Raw genomic sequence first — 23,241 nt, 5'->3', positions numbered from 1 at the left:
CGTGTCTCACGTCACGATCACCGACCCGCATCATTTTCTGTTCGGACAACGGCTTGAGGTGCTGAAGGAGCGGTCGGGACGTGGTCCCGCCTACGTTATTGTTGTGCTGCCGGACGGACGACGGCGAGGAGTTCGGATCGCGTCGACGGACCTTGCTGAGACGTCTTCACGCCCGAACGCGGCCGATCTGCCGCGCATCAGTGTGCGTACGCTGATCCCATTGATGCAATATTTGAGCGCGAGTCTGGGCCTTCTCGACGAGAAGGTGATTCGCGATGACCCGCCGACCGCTTCCAGGTCGCGCTGCGTATCGACCGCTGCCAACATTGGCAAATCCACCCGGCCGTCCGACGGCCGACATTCCGCGCCTCTGGCCGAATCTGTCGACCGCGACGCAAACCCAGATTGCTCAAGCGATCGCCGTGCTGATGCGGCGAATGCAAGCGATCCCCGGCACACCCGGAAGGGAACTGGGTCGTGCTGATCAGCTCGAACATCGCTGACGAGCGGCTCACGACCGCACACCGAGCCAAGTTGGCCTATGTCTACGTGCGGCAGTCATCCGTGAACCAGGTGCGCCAGCATCAGAAGAGCACCGAGCTGCAGTACCACCTTGTCGATCGCGCCATCGGTCTGGGCTGGCCGCCGGAGCGCGTCCAGGTCATTGACGAGGATCTGGGCAAATCCGGTGCTGGCGGTGTGGATCGTCATGGTTTCCAGAAGCTCATCGCCGAGATCAGCCTTGGCAACGCCGGCCTTGTGGTGAGTCTCGACGCTTCTCGCTTGGCTCGTAATAATCGGGACTGGCATCAGCTTCTCGAACTGTGCTCGGTATTCGGCGTGCTCATTGCGGATGGTGAGCGGCTTTACGATCCGCGCGCCTACCACGACCGCCTGTTGTTGGGCTTGTCCGGCATCATGAGCGAGGCGGAGCTGCATCAGCTTCGGATGCGCCTTCACCAAGGGGAGCGCCAGAAGGCGGCGCGGGGCGAACTGCGGCTGCCTCTGCCAGCCGGGCTCGCCTACGATCGAGCGGGCAAGATTATTCTCAATCCCGATGAGGAGGTGCAGGCCCGTCTTTATCTCGTGTTTGCCAAATTTCGAGAACTGCAAAGCGCTCGCCGTGTGATGCGTTACTTGGACAGGAATGGATTGTCGTTACCGGCTCGACCGCTGCTTGGACCATCTCCACATGAGATCGTTTGGCGTTTGCCAGATAGTGCACGCGTCCTTAGCATCCTTCAAAATCCGGCCTATGCTGGGGCGTATGTTTATGGCCGCCGGCAAAAAGATCCGAGCCGATGCCGGCCGGGATCGCTGACGGGAACGGTCAAGGTGGCGATCGCAGATTGGGCGGTTTGCCTCCATGCCGCTCACCCAGGCTATATCAGCTGGGAGGAGTTCATGGCCAACCAGGGGCGACTGGCAGATAACGTCTGCCGCTATGAGGCAGGACATTCTGGCGTACCGCGCAAGGGGGCAGCCCTGTTACAAGGGATTGCGATCTGCGGTCGTTGTGGACGGCGCATGAGCATGCGCTACACGGGCCCGAATGCCGATTATCCGGTCTATTGCTGCCGCTCGGATCGGGACCAGCAAGGCAGTGCAATGTGCCAGGAAGTCCGGGCCTTGGCGGTTGACGCGCTGGTTGAGCGGGTGGTCCTCGATGCGCTGGTGCCGGATCAGATTGAGATCGCACTCGCCGCCGCGGGCCAACTGGAGCAGGAGAACCATCAGCTCGAGCGCCAGTGGGCGCTTCGCGTCGAGCGCGCCCGCTACGAGGCCGAGCGCGCTCGGCGTCAGTATGACGCCGTCGAGCCCGAGAACCGTCTTGTCGCACGCTCCCTTGAGCGGGTTTGGGAAGAGAAGTTGCGTCTCGTCGAGACGGTCGAGCAGGAGCATGCGCGTTGGCGCGCGCAAGAGCCGCTTCTGATTGGCCCAGCGGAATGCGCAGGGCTACAAGCGCTCGGCGAGAACTTGCCACGGATTTGGAACGCGGCCACCACGTCGGCAGCCGATCGCAAGCGCATTCTGCGATTTGTCATCCGCGAAGTCGTTCTTGATCAGAAGCAGACCCGAGGTCAGGTTTGGCTCAAGATCGTCTGGCAGACCGGTGCAACCAGCGAGCATCACGTGCAACGGCGCGTTCAGACCTACCGCGATTACATCGACCTTGATCGATTGCGGCGACGGATCGTCGAGTTGAATGCTGAACACAAAATGGATGGCGAGATCGCGGCAACACTCAATCAGGAAGGCTTCGTCGCGGCCCGAGGCTGCGCCTTCAAAGGCGAGAATGTCTGGCTGTTGCGTACCCGCTGGGGCATTCCCACCATCAAAATCAACGGCGTGGATAAGAATCCGATGCGGTGGCCCGACGGCAGCTTCTCGATTCAGGGCGCCGCGGCTGAGCTTGGAGTGACCCCGCAGACGGTGTTCGATTATCTCGCGCGGGGATTGCTGGCAGGTCGTCAGCTAACCAAAGGCCAGCCATGGCAGATCGAGCTCTCGGACGACCAAATCGGTCAGCTTCGCAAGCGGGTACGACGCACCAAGCGTTCGAAGAAGGAGGCATCATGAAGTCATCGGCTCTCCAATAACTTCGTGCCATGTTTCCACAGGGAGTTGGCTGGTTACGATGGTGGAGGCGCGGCCATGGCGATCGTCAAGGATTTCCAGTAGATCGCGCCGCTCGGCCGCAGTGAGCACTGACAATCCCCAATCGTCGAGAATCAGGACCTGGGCGCGGCCCAGTGTTTTGAGCAAGCGAGCATAACGTCCATCGCCCCGCGCGAGCCCCAACGCTTCGAACAACCTTGGGACGCGATGGTAGAGAACCGAGCGATTGTCGCGGCAGGCTTTGTGGCCGAGGGCACAGGCTAACCAACTTTTGCCCAATCCGGTCGCCCCGGTTATGAGCAAATTCTCGTGGCGATTGATCCAGTCGCCGCTGACGAGCTTGGCGAAGACGGCCCGGTCGATGCCCCGCGGCGTGCGCAAATCGACGTCCTCCACGCACGCATTCTGGCGGAGCGAGGCCAGCTTGAGGCGCGTGGTGAGCCGCCTGGTGTCGCGTTCCGCGGCTTCCCGGTCGACCATTAGGCCGATGCGATCTTCGAACGGCAAGGCTTCGAGATCAGGCGATCGTCGCTGCTCTTCGAAGGCCTTGGCCATGCCGCTCAAGCCGAGCTCGATCAGGCGTTCATGGGTAGGATGGTTGAGCATACAGGTCTCCTTGGCTTCAGTGGAAATAATCCCGACCGCGGATGTTGCCGTGGCGCAGGGGTTGGTGTTCGGAGGACTCGTCGAGAAAGGTGCGATCCAGGCCGTTCTGGAGGATCGAGCGGATCGAGGCGACGGATCGCGCCTTGATCAGAATGCCACGCCGGCAGGCTGCGTCGACGCGCTCGGCACCGTAGCTTTTGACGAGCGACAGAATGCCGAGGCAGGTCCGAAAGCCTTGCTCCTGGTGCGGCCGGGCCGCGATCACGGTCTGGAAGAAGGCGGCGGTCGACGGACCGATCCGCTCGCCGGCGGCGATCACTCTGGCGGGCGTCCATTGGCCGTAGCGGCGATGGGCGCTGGGCATGTGGTCGGTGACGGTGGTGTGGCCTCGCCGGTTGGGCTCGCGGGCGTGGCTGGCGATCCTGCGGCCGTTGTGGAAGATCTCGACCGTCCTGTCGTCGATGCGCGCATCAACGAGCTCACGGATGAGCCGATACGGCGTGGAATACCAGTGTCCGTCGATCTCGATATGATAGTCGGGGCCGACCCGGCATCGCTTCCAGCGCGCGAAAGCGTAAGCCTGGTCCGGCAGCTTTGTGAGCTTTGGCTTGTCGAGCTCGGCGAACAGTTCGGCGCGGCTGGCGCCAAAGTCGCGCATCTGCCTTGCATTGAGTTCGACGACGAGTATTTTGATGGCCGCGTTCAGCTCCGCCAACGAAAAGAAGCGTTGGTTGCGCAGCCGAGCCAGAATCCATCGCTGGGCGACTTGCACCGCAACTTCGACCTTTGCCTTGGAGTCGAGCGCGCATTGCATACGGTGACGAGCATGGCGCGCAAGTTTTTACGGTCACCCATCCGTTCCATCCGCTGCGAGGACAGACGTTCGAGCTGCTCGCCGTGCGCAACAACTGGGGCGGAGACCGCGTGTCATACGCAGGCCCCGAAGGGAGGCTGCGCACGCTTCCGGTCGAATGGACTGACGTTATCGAGCCCGAACTCGTAGTCACGGTTGGTGCTGGTCGCGCCTTCTTCCGAGCCGATCGACTGCGTGAGCTGCGCAAGCTCATCGATGAGGGCCGGAGGCAGCAGGAGGAGCCACCGTCATGTTAGGCAAATTATGTACAATGTGTCTTAGGAAATATGTGCATGCATCGGCGGTGGCGCGCGAGACGACACACGGTGACCAGCAAATAATCGGCGATAAGATAGGACAATTGTGGATTTTGCGATCCCATCTTCTTGATATCCGTCCATATGTTGTATCTATTTATCAAGACACATACGCGATTCGTGCTTCAAGGAGGCCGGATGGCATCAGATTCACGTCAGCGGGCGCGGCGCCGACAGGCCTTGCTGGCGCAGGGCGCCACCCACCCGCGCCCTCAGGCCGTGACCGATCCGCTCTTTCGCGGCAGTGCATTCTTCGATCCGAACGATCTGGTCCAGGTCAAGTACGAGATGCTACGCAGCGTCGAGAAGGAGGGGCGCGCCGTGGTGGATGCAGCAGAGGCCTTTGGACTGTCCCGGCCGGTCTACTACGTGACCTGGGAGCTGTTCAATCGCGAAGGTCTGCCGGGCCTGTTACCACGCAAACGCGGGCCGAAGCGTGCGCACAAGCTTACCGAGGAGGCCCTTGCCGTGCTGGCGCAGGCGGTGCGCGAGGCCGAACGCATGCCAAGCGGTGCAGAGTTGGCCGAGCTCTTGGCCGAACGTTGCGGCATTTATGCCCATCCCCGCAGCATCCTGCGACGTCTGCTCCCGTATCTGAAACCGCAGGAAAAAAAACGCTCCCGATCGCCGAAGCGGCAGCGCTCGAACCCGCGCCGTACGTAGCCCATTACGAGCTGCTTCGTTCACAGGTCATCGGCGCGCGAGCCGATCTCGGCGGGGTGAGTCCAAGAGGTCAGCCCGGCGGCGTCGGTCTTGCCTTGCTGCTGTGCGAAGGGATGCCCAGGTGGCTCAGGGCACTTGAGGGCGTTATCCGTGCGTCAGGCGTGCTGCGCACCGCAAACGCCGCGGAGATGCCGGCGGCTGAACCTCCCAGCGCGTGGTCTGCGCCGCAGTGGCTCGGCAGCGTGCCGCATCGCGATCTGACTGCGCTTCTGGCCAATCTGGTTCTCTCGACGCGTTGTGTCGAACACCCGAACCGAAGGAGGGATATCGATCATGCCAATGAACAGTGAGGCCAATCAGAAGATCACGGCCACGCATCTGTCGCGCATGGCATTCCTGTACGTGCGACAGTCGACGCTGCGCCAGGTCTTCGAGAACACCGAGAGTACGCAGCGCCAGTATGCGCTGCGCGATCGTGCCGTCGCACTCGGTTGGCCGCTTGATCGGATCGTGGTCATCGACAGCGATCTCGGGCAATCCGGCGCCAGCGCGGCCGACCGCGAGGGCTTCCAGCGTCTGGTCAGCGAGGTTGGCCTGGGCCGTGTCGGGATCGTACTCGGACTTGAAGTATCGCGCCTTGCGCGCAACAACACCGACTGGCATCGATTGCTCGAGCTGTGTGCACTCGCTGACACACTGATCCTGGATGAAGACGGGCTGTATGATCCGGCGCACTTCAATGACCGTCTACTCCTGGGTTTAAAAGGAACCATGAGTGAAGCCGAACTTCATGTGCTCAAGGCGCGACTTCGCGGCGGCATCCTCAGCCGCGCCCGCCGCGGCGAGCTGAAGCAGATGGTCCCGGTCGGCTTTGTGCATGATACACAGGAGCGTGTTATCCTTGATCCGGACCTCCAGGTGCAGGCAGCCGTGCGGCTGTTCTTCGACACCTTCAGGCGCGCAGGCTCCTGTTTGGCGGTGGTAAAGGAGTTCCACGCGAAGGAGCTGCTGTTCCCGCGCCGTTTGAGAAGTGGCGCACACAAGGGCGAACTCGTGTGGGCTGAGCTCCTGCACTGTCGCGCTCGGCAGATCATCCATAATCCGCGCTATGCCGGCGCCTTCGTGTTCGGTCGTACCAAACACCGTCGTCTGCCGAGCGGAAAGTACTCTTCGCGGCAAGTTCCAAGCGAGGAGTGGATCCTGCTGCGCGACATCCATCCGGGCTATATCAGCTGGGAGGAGTACCGATCGAACCTGGACCGTGTGAAGGGTAATGCGCTGGCCTGGAGCACCGAGCAGCATCGGGGCCCGGCGCGCGAGGGGACGGCCTTGCTGCAAGGTCTTGTGATCTGCGGGAGCTGCGGCGAGCGTATGTCGGTGCGTTATCACTCTCACCACAACCAACAAGTGCCGACCTACTGGTGTGGCCGGCGCCCGATGCACCGCGGCGAGATCGGTCTGTGTCAGACGGTGCATGGCAGCGCACTCGATGCTGCGATCAGCGACATCCTGATCGAGGCAATGACGCCGCTGGCGGTCGACGTCGCTCTCAGCGTGCAACAGGAGCTCGCCAGCCGTCAGGAGGAAGCAGATCGGTTGCGCCGTCAGCACGTGGAGCGAGCGAAGTATGATGCAGAACTCGCGCAGCGCCGCTTCCTCAAGGTCGATCCCGACAACCGGCTGGTGGCCGATGCCCTGGAAGCCGACTGGAATACGAAGCTTCGTGCGCTCGCCGCTGCACAGGAAGCATACAACAAAGCCTCGGCCGCCGATGTAAGCGTCGTGACCGATGCCGAGCGTACCGCGCTGATGGCTCTCGCCACCGACTTCCCCCGCCTCTGGCGCAATCCGTGTACGCAGATGAAAGACAAGAAGCGCATGCTTCGCCTGCTGATCGAGGACGTGGCGCTCAGCAAGGGTGATACGATCCACGTGGATATCTGCTTCGTCGGCGGCGCGACGCGCTCACTGGATCTGCCGCTGCCGAAGTCGTGTGTCGAGTTGCGTACGACAGATGCCGCCGTGATCGAGGAGATCGACCACCTCATCGATACCTACACGGACAAAGAGATCGCCGATCTGCTCAACGAGCGAGGCGTGCGGACCGTCGTGACCACTCCTTGGACAGCTGCGCGGATCGGGCGGCTTCGCCATAGCTACCACCTCATCGATCGGCATACACGCCTGCTCGCGCAGGGACTGCTGACTCCGCAGGACGTCGCGGCTCGCTACAACGTTGTGGTCTCAACCGTCCACATGTGGCGCCGACGTGGCCTGCTACGCGCACATCCGGTCAACGATCGCGGCGACTTCCTCTATGAGATTCCGCCAGAGGACCTGCCGACGAAGTTCGCTCACAAGCGCGATTACCAGATCGATCCTGTAACTTCATCCTCACGTAACTGACGAGGTGCAATATGAGTCTGAGCCCTTGTCCCGAGGTCGATACGGCCGCGCCGGCAGAATTGTGGTGCTGTAGTGAGCCGCCATCTCGGCATAGGTTCGGTTGAGGCCAGGATCGTGGCGGTCGGGATTGGTGACGGCGGCCTTGAGATTGTCGCAGACCACGAATGTCGGCGCGCCGCCGAGGAAGGCGAAAAGGTTGATGTGGACCCGGATCCAGTCGACGAGCCCCTCGCTTGGGCAGCCTCGGCGTAGATATAATTGGACGCACCCATCGCCGCGACGAACAGCTTCATCGACTGCACTTCCCCACTTGAGGGGTCGATGACGTCGACGGTGTCGCCGGCGAAATCCACGAAAACCTTCTCGCCGCCCAAATGGGTCTGCCGCATCGAAGGTCGGGCTCGCCCCTTCCAGACCTCGTAGGTCGTGCAGAACCATGTGTAGCCGAAGCCATCGGGATGGGTGGCGCGATACTCGTCCCACAGCAGCCGGCGGGTCACGTTGCGCCGGCGCAGCTCCTTGTCGACATAGCCCCAGTCGGGAACGATCCTCTGGGGGCTCTGCGACGCAAGCTTCGGCGCAGGAAAAAGCAGCAGCTCCACGTCTTCATCGGTCATTCCGGCCGGCAACGGCCAGTTCAGCCCGGCAGCCCGGGCCCGGCGCAGATAGCTGTGCACGGCACCGTTGCTGATGCCCAGGGTGCGCGCGATGGCTCGCTCCGGCAAGCCTTGAACATGTTTTAAGCGGAGAACCTCTTTGATCCGGCGCATCGACAATCTCTGGGTGGGCATCGGCCTTCCTCGTTCACTGACGAGGCAGTTCCTAAGCCGGTTGAGTTGTCAGCCGAAGCGGGCTGAGCCACTGAAAAGCTGCTCACGATCCCGCGAAATCCGTGCTCACGATCGTCTGAAATCTCTGCTCACGATCCCCTGAAATCCGTGCTCACGATCGCGCGAAACATGCAGCTTGAGGGCTGAGCGCCGTCTTGCGATACTTGGCGCAGGTGGCCTGGGCGGGGGAAGGCGCGGACGTGCAAAACCAAATCTTCGAGGCGGCGCTTGGCATTGCCAAGCCGTGGTACGTGAAGGGCGTCGATTTCGATGCGGGCAGGAAGTTGCTGACGATCACCATCGATTTCGTCGTCGGAACGCGCTTCCCAGCGGTCGGCATGGCGTGTCGATGGCTATGCAAAAGCACGCAAAGATGGCGACAAGAACGGGTGTTAGCGGCTGCGAGGACGGCGCTTAAACGGCGCAGTCTCGGTGAGGCGCGTAGGGGCATTGCAGCCCCCCGGTGAGCCGAGTGGGTTGCCGTCAAGGTGGGTGGCCAAAACGGCGCCGGCGGCGACCAACATGGCGACGCGGCAGGGCCGAGAGGCGCACAAGCGGCGACGCCGATCGCGAACAACGATGACAGAGTCCGAGGCAAGGTGCGCTGCCGCGAGGTGGATCGCTCGAAGCAGTGTTGACTGTGGGCAACCGGCGCTCTGACCTGGTCACCAAAGGACCATGGTCCGTCACGCATCGCCATCGAGCGCGATACCGGCGGTTCCGCTCGGCGTGCATAGCCCAGCCACGGTCAGTTGCCTGATAACGCCGCCAGGGCTCCCTACGCCGCTCACGCCTTGCTTCCTGTGCGCAGGCCCCGAAGCAGTAAATCTGACCGCGATCGCATCGGCGGCAGACGAGAACCTGAACGCGGCAACGGGAGCACAAAAAATAACCTGCAGATGTCATCAGAGCATTCCGCGCGGCACGCTGTGCGTTCTCGTGTTGTCGCTGCGTTTTGCAACATCCGCACCGCGGTCCGCTCAAGAACCTCTCGCATCGAGAGCCATCAACCCTCGGAGGGAGGAGGGCTGAGCCGGTCGCTGCTGTCAAGGCTGGCCTGCGGCCACCGCCTTCGGCGGCTGGCGGCCTTGACAGCAGCGGCCAGCCCAGCCGTCGTCGGCCACCATCAGTTCGACGACTTAGACCGCCCGGATGCTCTGCCCGCGTCCGATGTCGCCAGATTTACGCGGTTCTCGACAGCCATCGACAGCACGCCGTGTCCGCCGCGTTCATTCAGACGGTAACAATGGTGGATATCGCAACGGGCTGGACCGAATGCTTTCCGCTCATCGTGCGTGGGGCAGCTCTTGTGGTCGAGGCTCCGGTCTGGTCTCCTTCAGATGGTACGAGACGACAAAATTCGGCATTGTAGTTGCTCCGCTCTGTGGCGCATGCGCAGTTACGAGGCTGCGCGGAGGTGACCCGGCCCCTTTGGTGGTGAGAACCCGACTGTCCCTACCACGCCCGCTGCCAGCGAAGTCAGCGGCGATGACTCGGCGCTCGCCTAGTGGCCCCTTGAAAGCGCTGTCCCACCACGCGCCGAAAAAATTCGGTGGCCAGCCGTCGCCCTTGGATTAGCAAGGCTAACCACATCCCCCCGGTGCTTGGGGTGGCGCGCAATCCGCGGGCTGCCGCCAAATTGTATCGCGGAGAAGGACTGCAAGGCACCTCCCTGGACTGGTGGCCGCCTAATCCAACCATTGGTCTATGCTGATCGTTCAGGACTTGCAGATTTAGGAGAGACTAGAATGGCTAAACGCGCCCGCATTCGCTGCGTCAACAAGACGGAAGGAAAGAACCCTCACGAAAGAATCACACATGTTGGGGGAGTAAACCCCAACGGGACGCAGTGGAAGCGATCCATCGATCAGGCTATCAAAGATATCGAGAGCGACGAATGGAAGTTCTATGTCGAAGAAAACGGCCGCAGGGTTGATGTCGTGTGGGCCACGCACGAGGGACACAGGTACATCAAGACAGCGGCGGACGACATTCAACCCAACAATCTTCTTCTGCTCGCTAACTGTCCGTGACATCGCGTCAGCTCAGCTAATCGCGCCTGGGAGCAGTCATTCAAATGAAAGCCGGCCTCCTCGAAGTACGGGCAAGCATTCTTAAAACGGAGGCTGCTTACGTCGCTTTGCGGCGCAGCCTTTATGTTCACTTCGACGCGGCCGCGCTCGCCGCGGATGCGGTGCAAGCGGTCAGGCAAGTGATGGGCTGCACGGCGGAGAGTGCGCCGCCACGGGGATGATTATACCCTTCCTGACCCATGCGTCGAACGCGGCCTCGGAGCAGCCGCAGTAGGTTGCTGCGTCGGGCTGTGTAAGACCACATGGGTCGATCTGGTTGGTGCATTTTATCCGCTCCGAACGCCTGCGTTCGCCAGCGAAGCTTTGTCCCGTTGGTAATTTCGATTTGTTCCAGCCACCAGTAGAAAGTTAGCGGCGACGTTAGTCGGCACCCAATTTGCCGTGCGCATGGGATCGTGTCCCACGGCGTGGTGTAGCTGGCGGCGGGTCACCGCGTTCGCCGGCGTGAGCCGAGCTGGTCAGCTGGCGATTGCCTGTAGGTTGACGGTCGGATCATCGCTCAACGGCGTGATGGTTTCCAGCCTCATGTAGCGGGCGCGCTGGACAGCCCACTCATCGTTCTGCTCGAGCAAGATCGCGCCGATGAGCCAGATCAAATATGGCTCTTTTGAACTTTGAGTGGGCTACGCGGCATGGGGGTTGATCGGAGTGAAGTCGAGTTTTCCGGCGATGAGGAAGAGGACGGTGCGCATCGTTGTGAAACGGGTATAGCCGCGGGCCTTGCGTTTAGCCGCCTGGAATAGGCCGTTGAGGGCTTCGATGTAGCCGTTGGTCTGGCGGGTTTGCGTCCAGGCGACGATGCCGTCGAAGTGCTTGCGGATCATTCTGGCGACCTCCTTCATCGGCTCGACCCTGGAGCGCAGGACGTTGGTGCACCACTGTTTGAGCATGGCGGAGACGACGTTGATCTGCTTGCGATCGAGGATGTCGCGCAGATGCTCGCGATAGAGCCAGGCACGCGCCGTGCGTTTGGTCGCGGCCTGAGCAATCAAGGTGTCGAGATCGGCGCGACTTTCGTCCGACAGCCGGCCGCGGTCCTTGAGCAACGTCCAGCGCAGCCCTTTGAGGCTTGGATCTGTGCGCTGTTCGAGGCGCCGCATCTTGTCGACGGCAGTGGAAGCGTGGGCGACGACATGGAACTTGTCGAAGGTGATGCGGGCGTTGGGCAGATGATCTGCGACGCCCTTGATGAAGGCCGGCGACATGTCGATGCTGACCAAACGGACCTGCTCGGCGGTACCTTTGTGGGCGGCCAGATCGGCGGCGAAATCGGCCACCGTCTTGGCGTCCTTGCCCTCGGTGACGAACACTACCTTCCGCTCATCGGTGTCGGCGGTGATGGTCAGATAATTGTGGCCGCGCCGGCAGGACGTCTCGTCGATCGCCACGGCGGTCACTGCCGAAAGGTCCGCCTCGGCCAAGGCGAGATTGACATAGCGCGAGCAGATCGCGTGGACCCGATGCCAGGATTCGTCGACCAGCTTGGCGACGGCCGCAAAGGTCATCTGCTGGGCCATGGCCAGCACCAGCGCTTCGAACAGCAGGGTGAAGCCGGCGAGCTTGCCGAACCAAGCGGGCTCGGCCAGGACGACCTTCCCATCGGGCAGCTTCACCCGCGGCGTCCGAACCTCCAGGAAGCATTCGTGCTGGAAGAAGTTGAGATGTCGCAGCCGCTTGATCTGGGTGTCATGAACCGGGTGGACGCCCGCGACACCGGCGACCGCAAATCGCGTCCCGGCGACGAAATCGACAGTGATCGTCAGAACCTTCTTGGCAGCGTCGAAGTCGACGCCCCGAACGTACCACGGCTTGGTAATCCCAAGCGCCGATTCGAAGAGCTGATTTTGCACCGTCCCACACGCCTCCCAGAGCCCCACCTGCACCCAGCATCGCAAGGGGGCGGTCGGCCCTCAAGGACGCTTCGCGCCGCGGTGCGGTGGCCTGCGGCCATCCTTGACCGCCGAACGCCCCCTTGCACCGGGCAAGGCAGGTCGGGACGGAGGGATGGTCTCTCATCCGGTCGAACATAGGGATGAACGCGGCGCTCGTCGTCAAGCGGCCAAAGCCGTCACTGCACCCACTCGGTTTTCAAAAGAGGCTCAAATATGATCTGAGGCCTACAGGCATCGCAACCTCGTCGAGCGCTGTGTCAATCGCATCAAACAGTTCCGTCGCGTCTCTACCCGCTACGAAAAGACTGCCAGAGCTTACCTATCGATGCTAAGCATCGCCGCAGCGATGCTCTGGATTAGAACCGTCAACACGACCTAGAATCAAGTGGAAGTCGTTTTCGCAAAACAACTTTCCCTGATTCGCTGCCCCGATGCGCTTAAACTTCGTGAGATATACGGGTTAGCAGCGCTTGCCGATCGACGACGAGATTGTCGAGGTTCCGCAGGTCTGCTTGCCGTGTTCCCGCCAATCGCCCAACCAGCGTCCGCGTGCCATCCACTACGAAGACGCCGCAATCATAATCGTTCCTCTGCTGACGCATGCTGGCGTCTTGCAGGTTGGCACCCAGCCGTGCTGCTAGCCATGCGGCAGGTTGATCATTGTGTCCCCCGGAGGAGTCGTAGTGATAGGCAACCGGGCCTTCGCGATCGCGACGGTCAACCAGCAGCAGCGACCAATGGGTGCCCCGGCGATTAAGGTCCGTAGCGCTGGCATCGTTTACTGGCAAGAACAGGAAGTCAGCAGAATCATTACCGTTACGATCAACGACAATGCGCTGGAATGCGGCTAGCGCGTCGCTGTCGACGGCGTGGCCCAGCTGAAAGGCTATCAGGGGATCCACGAGCCGCGTGCGAGCAGCGAGATTCGGATTGTCTCTCTGCAACTCCTGCTCCAGCAGCCTATAATCCCTCAGGATATGCTGGTCGCGCAGCCATTGCCTGGGACCGAGCACGAGCGAGCCTACCGAAGCTCGTACGTGGGCATCCGAAGCCGAGGATTGGCGAGGATGATGGACGAAGTAAGCATCGCGGCGCCCTCGTCCCAACTCGATCGAGTAGGTTTCACCGTTGATAGAGACCGACTTTGGAACGCTGTGCGAACTAGGCATGAGCATTTTGTTATCGAGTACATCGATCAGGAGGTCCGACACCGGCTGAGACCCGTGCTGCCAATCCTCGCCGACGAGATAGCCGATATCTTCTAGCAACTGAGATGCGCCTGATGGCCCCATCATGAACGGCGATCTGGCGGCGCGGTTCGGCTCCGGCGGATAATACGCATCGTCCGGCGTCTCGTGCGCTGTGGACGGCAAATCAACCAGAGAGTCAAGACCGCCATATACTTCTGATGACCGGGCTGATGGACCTTCCGGACTTGGCCACATACTCGCATCAAAGTCGGACGGCACTCGCGGTGACCAGGCTGAGCTCGACCCGGCACTTTCCTGCCGACCGGCCTGTCCTGACGAACCTTCCCGCGTTGGCCGCTCACTGGCCTCAAAGTCGGATCGCAATCGTGGCGACCAGATTGAACTCGTCCCGGCAGGCGGCGGCTCCCCACCTGTCTGCTCAGGAGACAACCCGAGCGCCGCGTTCGCCTCGACGACTTGTAGGTACTGCCCAAGCCTATCGAGGCTCACTGAGCATTGTCCGACTGCTTCGACGAAGTCCCGGTAGTCTACTTTCAACGACCATTTCTGCACATCGCTGCCGTTGACTCGGCTTGCTATGCTTTCCCTACCGCCTTGGCGGAGCCAATCACTAAATTTGCGTTGCTTGCTGGCAATTTTCAGGGCGTTATATCTCTGTCTAGTCGAATCCATTCCGAGCTTGGTTAGCTCTTGGTGAGCCAGGCCCTCGATAAGGCGAGCGTCGTCTGGATAAGGATCAAAAGGGGCCGATTTCGATGCGGACTCGGCGCCTAGGTACTGCCGAAGCTGATCCAGACGCAGGACGGGTTTTCCCTCGGTCTCGGCAAAGTCCTTCACGTCTAGTTTCAACGACTGTCGCTGCTGATCGCTGCCAATGAGACGGCTCACTATGCTCCCCCTATCTCCCGCTTTGAGCCAATCACTGAACCTGCGTCGCCCGCTGGCAGTATCCACGGCACGTCTTCTCTGGGCGGGCAAGTCGGATTCGAGTTTGCTCAGCTCTTCCTTGACCACGGCATCGATGATGCGGGCGTCGTCCGCATACGGATCCAGTTTTCGGACCCCGGTGCCCAGGCCTCGGTACTTCCGAATCTGATCGAGACTGACGGTCTGTCTTGTGGCTTTGTAGAAGTCTGTTTGATCTGCTCTCAACGACAGTTGCTGCTGTTCAGTTCCGCTGATTCGGCTCACTATGCTGCCCCTAGCCTCCCTTTGGAGCCAATCACTAAACCTACGTTGCTTGGTGGCCATCGTTGAGACGCGGCTTTTTTGCTCTGGAGTCGGGTCGGGTCCAGCGTTGCTCAGAGCTTCATTGACAACGGCATCGATAATGCGGGTGTCGTCGGGATAAGGATGATTTTTGAAGCGTCCCATCAGGCGGGGCCCGGGGCCGACGGCGTGGAGTTCTTGCCCATCAGGCGAGAGTCTCCGCAGATGAGACAGTGCCGACTTGAGACGCTCACGATGGTCGCCCCCGCTTGCCCTGTAATCCTCGATATCAGCGGCTAATGACTCGGGATCGTTAAACAACCGAGAAGCCATCGGATCCCTGTTCTGTGCTCGAAGCCAACGAGCAAACGCGGTAAGAACGCCCTGATTGTCCGTGAGGGTGGGCTCGGGAACCCTTCCGTCCCCTCGGCCGAGGCTACCGTCAGGTAGAATTTCGTACCCTCGGACTGCTTCCACGAACTGCCCAATGCAGCGCTCGTCTTCCGGATGCATGTCCTCGCCGGCGGAGCGACCACGCTTGACGAAATCCATCCGAAGCTCTGAAGACATCGCGTCGGGGCCCGAGCCGCCGGAGAACTTTTCGCGACGGCTCCGCCCGAAGGCCTTGCCGAGCCCCGACTTAACACGCGACCACAGCCCTCCACTCCTCTTATCCCTCGTCCGCGCGACAACCTCCGGTTCCGACGGTGCCGTATAGCGCGTGCTGCTGAATAGCCTCTCACGCAGATCAGAGCGCGATCCCTCCACAGCCGAACCACGAAGGTGAGCTCGCGGCAGGTCTACGCTGTGGCGCGTCCTGCTGAATCCGTAGTCTTGCAAGTTGGATTGGGACGGCGTCCGTATCGAACCACCGTCGACAGTACGCTGGATACTTCCATGCCCCTCCGCGGCTCGAGTGTCGGGTGAACTCAGCTCGGCGGAGCTCTCCTCACATGCGCGGCGTTGCAGCTCGCTCAACTGCTGCTCAAAGCCAGCTTGATCCACAGACAAATTGTCCGACTCTTGCCGCGCACGCTGCAGCTCATGCTGCTCAGCGTACCAACGCATCCAATGATTCCGATCGTTATAGCTCGGTTCCACACCACTCTCCCTAGGTGAGGTTAATCGGTTAATCTTCATAGCCGCCGAGAGCTACACTCGGGTGCACTGACCGCAACGACGCCAGCTTCAGAAAGCTGATCGCCGAGGTCGGCAGCCAGAACTTGAGGACAGTCGTCGAGCGCACGCTCCAAGCTCGTGCATTGCTCACACCGCCCAGCCTTAGCTGCCGCAGAAGAACTCCCTGGCCCTCCTTAGCACTAGGTGGCCGATGCGCCAGAAGTGCGGCCATGCGACGAGCCCCATCACAAGAGGCCTGGATCCGTGCTGTGGTTTTGCACTCACGACAACCCGGAGGCTGCGAAAGAGGTATTCGCTCTATCGGAAGGCAACAGTGTTGGCACCCTTCTGCTCGAAACCACGACATAAGGTACATCGAACTGAAGTTGGGATCGCCCGAATACAAGATGCCAGAATTCCACGTTGAGACCGCCTAAGTGCGCCCGTCAGGCCACCTTCTGCGACGATGCCGTCGTGCCAACCTGACTCGGAGCCTATCCGGCTTGCATGGGACTGGCCTCAAGGCGCTCCTTCAGGTTATTCAAATAGTCCTCCGCATGGGATTGCGCCTGCGAAACCGCCAAGTCGACCCCGGCATTCGCGGCCCTTTCAATGAGTTCTTTCGCTAGCCCCTCGCGCATCGCGAGTTTGACCTCGGGCCCGGAGATACAGCCAATCGCCTGCGCCGCAACACTGAGGCCGAACTCTTCCAGCGCATGGTCCATATTGCCCCCGCTAATGGCGGTGTGGAGAAGAGTCGTCGTTGCCGACTCGAATTCGAGGGCCATTGATGCAAGATCGGCCAATTGGCCCAGGCCCGGAATGAAGCCAAGCGCGCCAACCGCTGTGGCGGCCCAGTCAGTCGCCTTCGCTTCGACATTGAGCACGCCGTCGAGTATGGGCTTCGCGTCGTCGAGTGCGTGCTTGAGCGCCCCGCCATTCTTCTTCACAGACTTGATATCGGGCTGGTCGGCCACGCCCATCATCATGTCCGCGACCGCGGACTGCTCGGCCGCGGTTTTGGGAACATGGGTCTTGGTCTGCTGAACGGTGCGGTTCGCAGCCGACATGTTGCGGTAGAAGTTCGTGAAGTCGTTGTTGCTGATGTTACCGGAATCGACCCTATGTCCGCCACCGAAGTCGAAGAACTTATGATGGGTCTTGTAGCCCGTAATCGAATTGTTCAGTAGTGCGAACAATAGCGGATCCGAGAGCAGCTGCGACGCAGCTTGCCGTACCTTCGGATCAAGACTCTTGTCCTCGGCCAATCTCGCCAACTTGTCCCGGGTCAGCACGCCGCCTCCAAAGAAGGCGCCCTGATTCTTGTTGATCGTGTCGAGCGTGTTCAGCTCGGTTCGCGTGAGGCCCATCGACGATGAAGCGACTTGAAGGAAATCCTCTTTGTGGACCTGATCAATCGCACCACCGTACAGCTGCTTCCAGGCATCCGGGTGGTCGAGGAAGTATTGGGCCGCCGCGATCACCTGCGGCGGGCTCTTGCCAGTTTGGGCGTTGCCGTCGACGATCTGCTTGAAATCCGCCAGGCTCAGGTTCTTGGGTAGGTAGTCGGAATACCGGTAAAGCTCGCGCATTGCGTCGTTCACGGTCATGACTGACGGTTGTCCATTTCCGGTACCATCGGAGGGGATGTAGTTCTGCTCGTAGCTGTGCGCCTGCTGCTCCTGGAATGCGGCAACTTGCGGATGATTGCTGCAGAAGCTGGACAAACGATCGGCAACTCTATAGGACCTCCAGTCGGATGTCCCTCCGAGCGCAGCGAAGAGCTTGCGGTCCTGGTGCAATCCTTGGATTGCGGCTTTCAGATCCGGCGGCACAGATGGATCGAAGTCGGTGGGTGTGATGTGTCCCCACCAGAGGGGCAACTGATCCTTGTGGCGGTTCAGCACTGCCACGATCTGCAACTCGGCATTGGTCAGCGTGCCGTCAATCCACGTGACGTTCGACATTTCCGGTGCGGGAACGCCCTCCTCCGCGGCCTTAACCGCCGCCTTCACATTCGCCGGCAGCAGATCCAGCGGATCCTCCGGCACAGGCAACTTTGGGTCCAGCAGTTCCGGTGGTGGGGACGGCAGCTCGGATTTGGCTTCCCGCGCGCAACTGGACAACATGGCCTCGAAGGGGTCGCCTTGCTCACCGGGCGACTGCACGGAAGGACCCAAGGTCGTGGTTTCCGGACCAAGCACGAACAGAGCTGGAACCGCACTGGCGGATGACGAAGAGGTGTTGAGCTGCATAGCATTATACTCGGATGTGAGGGTGGAGCTTGTTTGAGGAAGCCCGCGTCCAACCTATCGGTCAGAAGGATGCCGAACTTTTGGGTCACGTCGAGCTTTGAGTGACTGTTTATTTCGTAAGGCGCTCACTCAACTGCCTCGCTATCCAAAGTTCGAAAATGCGCTTTGCTGGGTCAGGCCCGGCGTCTGCGCAGAAGGTACCAGAGCCAACGTGGCCCCGGGGTAAACGCCGGCTGAGGCTGATTTCCGCAACTGGCTGGCGAAAGGTTACTGAACGACATGGTGCATCCCCGGATGTGACATTGATGACCGTCACAAGTGCGCCTTGTGGCGCCGCCGTGTTCACGACGAACAACACGCAAGACCTGATGGAAATGTTGACCGGGACCTGGCCCACTGCCTGGCGGCTCACCAAAAATGTCGCCATCATGTCCTGCGCGCCAGGCCCGACGTTCATTTCCGTTACGGTCAATCGGCAACAGCGCCGTCTAGAGACCCAGGCTCTCATGTTAGGGAGATCAGCTTTCGAGAAGCTGACGCGTCTGAAAGCGACCCACCAATGACGATGGCAAATCTAGGAGTTCTGCCGGAAGCTGCAGCGTGCTCTCGATGTGTCTGGTCAGCTCAGGCGCGAGCACGATGCTGTGTTGAAGGGGTATGGCGAGTGCGACATCAAGCGAATTTCGCAAGCTTTGCCGGCACGATCATCGACTTCCACGGTAGTGGAGGTTTAAGCGGCTTGCGGCTGGTCGCAAAGGTGGGCATGCAGCGCCGCCACGCATTCATCTGCCTGCGCCCCATGCGACATGTCACGCGATACGCGCTTCCACCCAAATTCCCGCGCGGCACCGGTCCGTGTATCGGATGCGCCGAGCGGGGTCGCTCAGCGGCCACGGGATCGACCAACTACGATGGCGCGCGCATCGATAATACGGAGCAAATGATTTGCGAGCATGACGATTTCGGCGACTTCTTCCGGATCATCCAGTGCAACATTGCGATGCGAATGCGGGTTCTTATAAGAATCGATGGCGCCGCTAAAGAGATGTGCACGCGCCCGCGAAACTCCCGGCAAGGGACGTCGGTACCACGCTGCAAGGCGCCGAGGCATCGATTTTTGGGACTCCATACATGCCTTCCGCGCCGCCGACCGCGCCGGATCTAATGATGTACGTCCCGGGCTGGCTGCACCGCGACCGACGTGCCCATCTGGAGCTCATGCGGGGCATGCACTGCATGGGCGTGTTGCCGAACGAGGACCGGCAGCAGACGAATTTCACCATTGGTAGCGTGCCGTACACGGCAACGTTGGCCCCGTCACGTAAGCAAAACGACATTCGGTTTGAACGAAATCAAACAAATGATTGTCGCTGACAAATAGGATGCAAGCAGAAGCTGCGTCGGCTCTCGATGAGGGCCGATGTCGTCTCGAAGTCCGAGCTGCCGAGTTGGCGTTACGCCCTCGTCGCCCGCTGATGAGATGATGCTCACTGCAATGTGCGCTCGTTTGGAGCCTCTACAAAAATTCATCAGCTGCGCAGCACGCGGCGCAACCGTCGCCGTTCACTCTATGGTATGGCGAAATCCTCGACTTGCACGCGACCGCCCGTCGTCGCGCGGGATCGCGCCGCGGATCGGCATGAGCGTGAGGACAGTCGAGCGCTTGCTTGCTGCAGGCGGCGACTCTGCAGCACCGGCAGCGACCCGCAGCATCCGTTCTCGTTGATCCTTTCCGAGATTATCTGGAAAAGCGCTGGGAAGAGGGTGACGCCGCGCGTCGCCAATTGTTGACAGAGGTCAAGCTCTGCGGTTTTGAAGGCAGCGAAGCGACCATCTACCGATAGACGGCCGCCCGCGCGCAAAGCTCATCGACGGCTGCGCCAAATGTGCGGTGACCTCCCCCCGCATGGCTCCTGAGCAAAGAGCCTGCATGGCTCGATCATCTGGCAGCGGCATCATGGGCAGAAGCAAGTGCATCTATGATGCGCCCCCAGACACCAGCCCTCCTCCGGCGAACGAAGCGGTTGTAGCAAGTGGCATATGGGCCGAATACCTCTGGCAGATCCCGCCAGGGGCTCCAGATCGTAAGCCCCTGTTGGATACAGAGCCTGACTCACCACCGCAAATGCGCCGCTTCTGGCAATCATGCTTCGTGAGAGCAGCTCGGTCGGAAAGGCTTCGGTAAAAGGGTTCAGAGATCTCCATCTTTGATCAGGTTGAAGCGAACGTCGTCAGCAACCGTTATTCAACAGCCGTTTCCTTCATATTGCCATACGAGTAAAAGAGCCAGCTGCCGCCCGGAAGAAAGGGACACACTTTCGTCGCACCGAAAATGTCCCGGCAGGGACCGGCCTCAACTCCAAGTGCTCAAATGGGATCGTTAGAGCGCTTGATCAGGCTGCGCGCCCGCACTAATACGACCGAGCGAAGCGACCAGCCGCCACGGCCCGCTGTACGTGGTCGACCCGATTGCGAGCAGTACGATCTGGCTCGTCAGCGCGTCGGAGATGCTCTGGAGGAGGCTTCCGCATCATACTCCGAGTCTGCCGGATCTGACTGTCCACCGAGATACGAGCTTGTCGATTGCTCAAACGCAGTCGGAGGCGGGGTTCTACTCAATGGGCGCATCAGCACGTCACGGGCACGTTCCAGCACTTCGCTCGGAAATTGGGCCTCGGCGGTCCTGCCAAGGCCGATATAGCCGAGCCGATTCGGAGGCACCCTCGCGACGAAGCGGCTGTTCTCCAATTCCCCAACGAAATTGGCCGACCAGTTTTGGAGTGAATTTTCTCGAAGTGTCTTCATCATCGCCTTCCAGCGTGTGCGGCGTTCAGCGAGGGGCATCTCCATGGCCTCTAAAATCGCGCGCTTTATGCCGGAGATGTCCTTCGGATCAACGAGCAATGCCTCCTTGAGTTCTTCGGCTGCGCCTGCATATTTCGACAGAACCGGCACGCCGGGATCATTCGGATCTTGCGCAGCGACATATTCTTTGACAACGAGGTTCATGCCATCACGTATCGGTGTCACCACTGCAACATGCGCGGCGCGATAGAGGCCAGCGAGCACCTTCTGGCTGACGCCCTCGTTCTGATGTCTTATCGGAATCCAATCGTCCGTAGCATGACGCGCATTCACGTCTTCGACGAGTTCGACGAACCGGTCTCGGTATTTTCTGTACATCTCAATCTTGGCGCGCGTTGGCGTTGCTACCTGCAAGAGCGAGATGCTGCCTGGCCTCTCGGTACACAGCTGATCAAAAGCCTCGATCCGCTCGTGAAGACCTTTCGTATAATCGAGCCGGTCGACGCCAACCGCAAGCTTCTCGCCATTCAGGCCGCTCCGCAGTGAGGCGACTTTGGAATCCGATGTTGACGCTGCAGCGTACCGAGCAAACTGATCTGCATCAATGCCGATCGGAAATACCTTGCAGCGGGTGAGACCTCGGTTGGACGCCACCACACCGTCCATGCTTCTCAGACCAAGATCGGAATGGACACAATCGAGAAAATTCCGACAGTCCCGCTCGGTGTGAAAGCCTAAAAGATCGTACGCCATCATCGATTCGATGAGCTCATCATGGTGAGGCACTCGCTGCCATACGTCTGACTCCGGCCAAGGCGTATGCAGGAAGAATCCGATTGGCCGGTCGATAGCTTTCTCGCGCAGCTTGGCACCGAGTACCAGCAATTGATAGTCGTGCACCCAGAACGCATCTCGGTCGCCAAACTTGAGCAACGCATTCGCCATGATCTCGTTAATCGTGTGATAGCTTTCATAATTGCGGTCAGAATTCGAAACCGAGATCCGCTCGCTGAGGGAATGCAGTGCGGGCCAGAGCGTCGAATTTGCAAAGCCGTCGTAGTAGCCCGCATATTCGGCCTCAGGCAGCTCCAGTTTCACCAGCGCGCCATTTCCGAGCTCGTGGACGGACGCTTTGTTCTGACTGGGATCGCCCGAGTTCTGACTGGGATCACCCGATGAACCCATCCAAACTGCGCCGGAATCCTCAACCACCGGGAGTAGGGCCGCGGCAAGCCCACCAGTCGCCGGCTCATTCGGCTTGCCATCCGCAACTCGGTTCGAGACGAGGACAAGGTTCATATGTCGTCCCTGGGTCGCCATGTCGGTGGGATCCGCCTGATCCGCAGACAATATGCGACGCGAGGATCCTGCACCGGCTTGACGACGTCTACTCTGTTGCGGCTCGCTCAAGTGGCGCTCGAAGATTGCTTGCTGCGCCCATTGCTCTTCCATCATGGGATGCGACGTTTCGGCGCGATTGGGGCCCAGCGGGTTGATATTCGTGTCCATCCCAGGTCCTCCGTTTGACGAGCTTTGTGATCGAAACAGCGAGTGTCCGATCTGCACTTCTGATATTATGACAGCTTTCTTTCGAGAAGCTGACGGGTCTGAAAGCGAGCCGCGACGTTGATTTCTTCCACGGTGCGTCTGGGATACGCTCGTGACCCAAGAACTGAGGGATGTCGTCCGATGTCGGAGGCGGACCATAGCGGAACCTGATTGGGACGCTAGTACCTCGACTCGACACAGAGGTTTTGACTCGTTGAACTTGGCGCGATTTGACCGAAGTGGTGTCCGGTCGATGACTCGGAGGTGTGAGTCCTCGATGGACCTTGGTGATAGGAACCGTTAGCCGAACAGCAAGGGCATCGTCACGAAGCGAGGTCCGTAGGAAGCTGTAAGCAAAGTACCGGCCTGACGAACAGGAAGCACATACGAAGCGTCCGCATCCGGGCGAGGAAGCCACAAAGCTTGAGGCCCAATGTCAGCCAGAGACTGCGGCCGCAGAAGCGAGAGGTAGATAGCACGAAGGTCGCGCGTTTTACCTGCGAGATCTGACTGCAGATGCCATGGATCCTGCCCTCGATCAAGGCGATCTATCTTGCCGAGAGTGCCGATGCCGCTCGCTCAGGCTCGGAGGACTTTGAAGCCGAATGGGGAAGCACAATTCAGCGAAGGGACGGCCTGGCGGCGGGCATGGGAGCACGTCATTCCGTTCTTCGCTTTTGCGCCGGAGATCCGCAAAATGATCGACACCACCACCGCGGTCGAGGCGCTGAACCGTTCGCTGCGCAAGATCATCGAGACGTGCGGCAGTTCTCCAACGACGAGGCGGCGATGAAGCTACTTTACTTCGCCATCAG

General features: G+C 60.4%; 16 protein-coding genes and 6 pseudogenes. 12 read left to right on the top strand and 10 right to left on the bottom strand.

The window, feature by feature from the left end; genetic code table 11:
- The first annotated feature begins 1 nt into the window (after position 1).
- Both NLM32_RS07385 and NLM32_RS45985 read left to right on the top strand, forming a co-directional pair.
- A complete protein-coding gene (locus NLM32_RS07385) occupies positions 2-484 on the top strand; it encodes a Y4bD/Y4pK family protein (RefSeq protein WP_254128545.1) in 483 nt (160 codons plus the stop codon).
- The gene (locus tag NLM32_RS45985; protein WP_309143672.1) at positions 478-2,580 is read left to right on the top strand and encodes a recombinase family protein; all 2,103 of its coding nucleotides are present in this window, start codon (positions 478-480) and stop codon (positions 2,578-2,580) included. The genes NLM32_RS07385 and NLM32_RS45985 overlap by 7 nt, the downstream gene beginning before the upstream one ends.
- A gap of 6 nt (positions 2,581-2,586) precedes the next feature.
- Here the strand turns inward: NLM32_RS45985 and istB are convergent.
- Positions 2,587-3,225, bottom strand: a pseudogene (istB, locus tag NLM32_RS07375) (IS21-like element helper ATPase IstB); the annotation flags it as partial.
- A 16-nt stretch (positions 3,226-3,241) separates the two neighbouring features.
- Positions 3,242-4,018, bottom strand: a pseudogene (locus NLM32_RS07370) (IS21 family transposase); the annotation flags it as partial.
- On the opposite strand from NLM32_RS07370, the gene NLM32_RS07365 reads away from it, so the two are divergent.
- The 3 genes from NLM32_RS07365 to NLM32_RS07355 all read left to right on the top strand — a co-directional run bounded on the left by NLM32_RS07365 (position 4,012) and on the right by NLM32_RS07355 (position 7,464).
- Complete coding sequence (locus NLM32_RS07365; protein WP_256561097.1) at positions 4,012-4,335, top strand: DUF5372 family protein; 324 nt, start codon at positions 4,012-4,014, stop codon at positions 4,333-4,335. The pseudogene NLM32_RS07370 and the gene NLM32_RS07365 overlap by 7 nt on opposite strands.
- Positions 4,336-4,533: 198 nt before the next feature.
- The gene (locus NLM32_RS07360; protein WP_254128543.1) at positions 4,534-5,058 is read left to right on the top strand and encodes a helix-turn-helix domain-containing protein; all 525 of its coding nucleotides are present in this window, start codon (positions 4,534-4,536) and stop codon (positions 5,056-5,058) included.
- A gap of 333 nt (positions 5,059-5,391) precedes the next feature.
- The gene (locus tag NLM32_RS07355) at positions 5,392-7,464 is read left to right on the top strand and encodes a recombinase family protein (RefSeq protein WP_254128542.1); all 2,073 of its coding nucleotides are present in this window, start codon (positions 5,392-5,394) and stop codon (positions 7,462-7,464) included.
- Positions 7,465-7,488: 24 nt separating this feature from the next.
- Here the strand turns inward: NLM32_RS07355 and istA are convergent.
- Positions 7,489-8,255, bottom strand: a pseudogene (gene istA / locus NLM32_RS07350) (IS21 family transposase); the annotation flags it as partial.
- A 239-nt stretch (positions 8,256-8,494) separates the two neighbouring features.
- Here istA and NLM32_RS46205 point away from each other — a divergent pair.
- The 3 genes from NLM32_RS46205 to NLM32_RS07335 all read left to right on the top strand — a co-directional run bounded on the left by NLM32_RS46205 (position 8,495) and on the right by NLM32_RS07335 (position 10,548).
- Positions 8,495-8,761 (top strand): hypothetical protein, encoded by a 267-nt coding sequence (locus tag NLM32_RS46205; protein ID WP_256568221.1) that lies wholly within the window; start codon positions 8,495-8,497, stop codon positions 8,759-8,761.
- Between the two features lie 1,281 nt (positions 8,762-10,042).
- Positions 10,043-10,327 (top strand): DUF3892 domain-containing protein, encoded by a 285-nt coding sequence (locus NLM32_RS07340; protein WP_254128541.1) that lies wholly within the window; start codon positions 10,043-10,045, stop codon positions 10,325-10,327.
- Between the two features lie 44 nt (positions 10,328-10,371).
- Positions 10,372-10,548, top strand: coding sequence for a hypothetical protein (locus NLM32_RS07335; protein ID WP_254128540.1), 177 nt, complete (start codon positions 10,372-10,374; stop codon positions 10,546-10,548).
- 297 nt (positions 10,549-10,845) lie between these two features.
- On the opposite strand, the pseudogene NLM32_RS07330 reads toward NLM32_RS07335, so the two are convergent.
- Positions 10,846-10,974: pseudogene (locus tag NLM32_RS07330) on the bottom strand (IS256 family transposase); the annotation flags it as partial.
- 36 nt (positions 10,975-11,010) lie between these two features.
- The gene (locus tag NLM32_RS07325; protein ID WP_254127840.1) at positions 11,011-12,237 is read right to left on the bottom strand and encodes an ISL3 family transposase; all 1,227 of its coding nucleotides are present in this window, start codon (positions 12,235-12,237) and stop codon (positions 11,011-11,013) included.
- A 268-nt stretch (positions 12,238-12,505) separates the two neighbouring features.
- Between NLM32_RS07325 and NLM32_RS07320 the strand changes: the two are divergent.
- Positions 12,506-12,658, top strand: a pseudogene (locus NLM32_RS07320) (IS5/IS1182 family transposase); the annotation flags it as partial.
- A gap of 58 nt (positions 12,659-12,716) precedes the next feature.
- On the opposite strand, the gene NLM32_RS07315 reads toward NLM32_RS07320, so the two are convergent.
- Positions 12,717-15,251, bottom strand: coding sequence for a Ulp1 family isopeptidase (locus tag NLM32_RS07315; protein WP_254128539.1), 2,535 nt, complete (start codon positions 15,249-15,251; stop codon positions 12,717-12,719).
- Between the two features lie 1,061 nt (positions 15,252-16,312).
- On the bottom strand, positions 16,313-18,073 hold the full coding sequence (locus NLM32_RS07310) for an HrpF/NolX family T3SS translocon protein (protein ID WP_305884090.1): 1,761 nt from the start codon (positions 18,071-18,073) through the stop codon (positions 16,313-16,315).
- A gap of 305 nt (positions 18,074-18,378) precedes the next feature.
- On the opposite strand from NLM32_RS07310, the gene NLM32_RS07305 reads away from it, so the two are divergent.
- The gene (locus tag NLM32_RS07305; protein ID WP_254128538.1) at positions 18,379-18,636 is read left to right on the top strand and encodes a hypothetical protein; all 258 of its coding nucleotides are present in this window, start codon (positions 18,379-18,381) and stop codon (positions 18,634-18,636) included.
- Between the two features lie 320 nt (positions 18,637-18,956).
- Here the strand turns inward: NLM32_RS07305 and NLM32_RS46200 are convergent, their stop codons facing one another.
- Positions 18,957-19,184, bottom strand: a complete 228-nt coding sequence (locus NLM32_RS46200; protein WP_375143626.1) for a TIGR02391 family protein — start codon at positions 19,182-19,184, stop codon at positions 18,957-18,959.
- Positions 19,185-19,740: 556 nt separating this feature from the next.
- Between NLM32_RS46200 and NLM32_RS07300 the strand changes: the two genes are divergently transcribed.
- Entirely contained in the window at positions 19,741-19,917 is a 177-nt protein-coding gene (locus tag NLM32_RS07300; protein ID WP_254128537.1) for a hypothetical protein, read from the top strand.
- A 98-nt stretch (positions 19,918-20,015) separates the two neighbouring features.
- Here the strand turns inward: NLM32_RS07300 and NLM32_RS07295 are convergent.
- Positions 20,016-20,150, bottom strand: a pseudogene (locus tag NLM32_RS07295) (transposase); the annotation flags it as partial.
- Positions 20,151-20,566: 416 nt separating this feature from the next.
- Entirely contained in the window at positions 20,567-22,387 is a 1,821-nt protein-coding gene (locus NLM32_RS07290; RefSeq protein WP_254128536.1) for a trehalose-6-phosphate synthase, read from the bottom strand.
- A gap of 607 nt (positions 22,388-22,994) precedes the next feature.
- Here NLM32_RS07290 and NLM32_RS07285 point away from each other — a divergent pair.
- On the top strand, positions 22,995-23,219 hold the full coding sequence (locus NLM32_RS07285; protein ID WP_254135238.1) for a transposase: 225 nt from the start codon (positions 22,995-22,997) through the stop codon (positions 23,217-23,219).
- Positions 23,220-23,241 lie beyond the last annotated feature (22 nt).

The sequence above is a fragment of the Bradyrhizobium sp. CCGUVB14 genome, assembly GCF_024199935.1.
Lineage (GTDB): Bacteria > Pseudomonadota > Alphaproteobacteria > Rhizobiales > Xanthobacteraceae > Bradyrhizobium.
The sequence above is the reverse complement of the archived record's forward strand: the minus strand, read 5'-3'. Positions and strand labels throughout refer to the sequence as shown.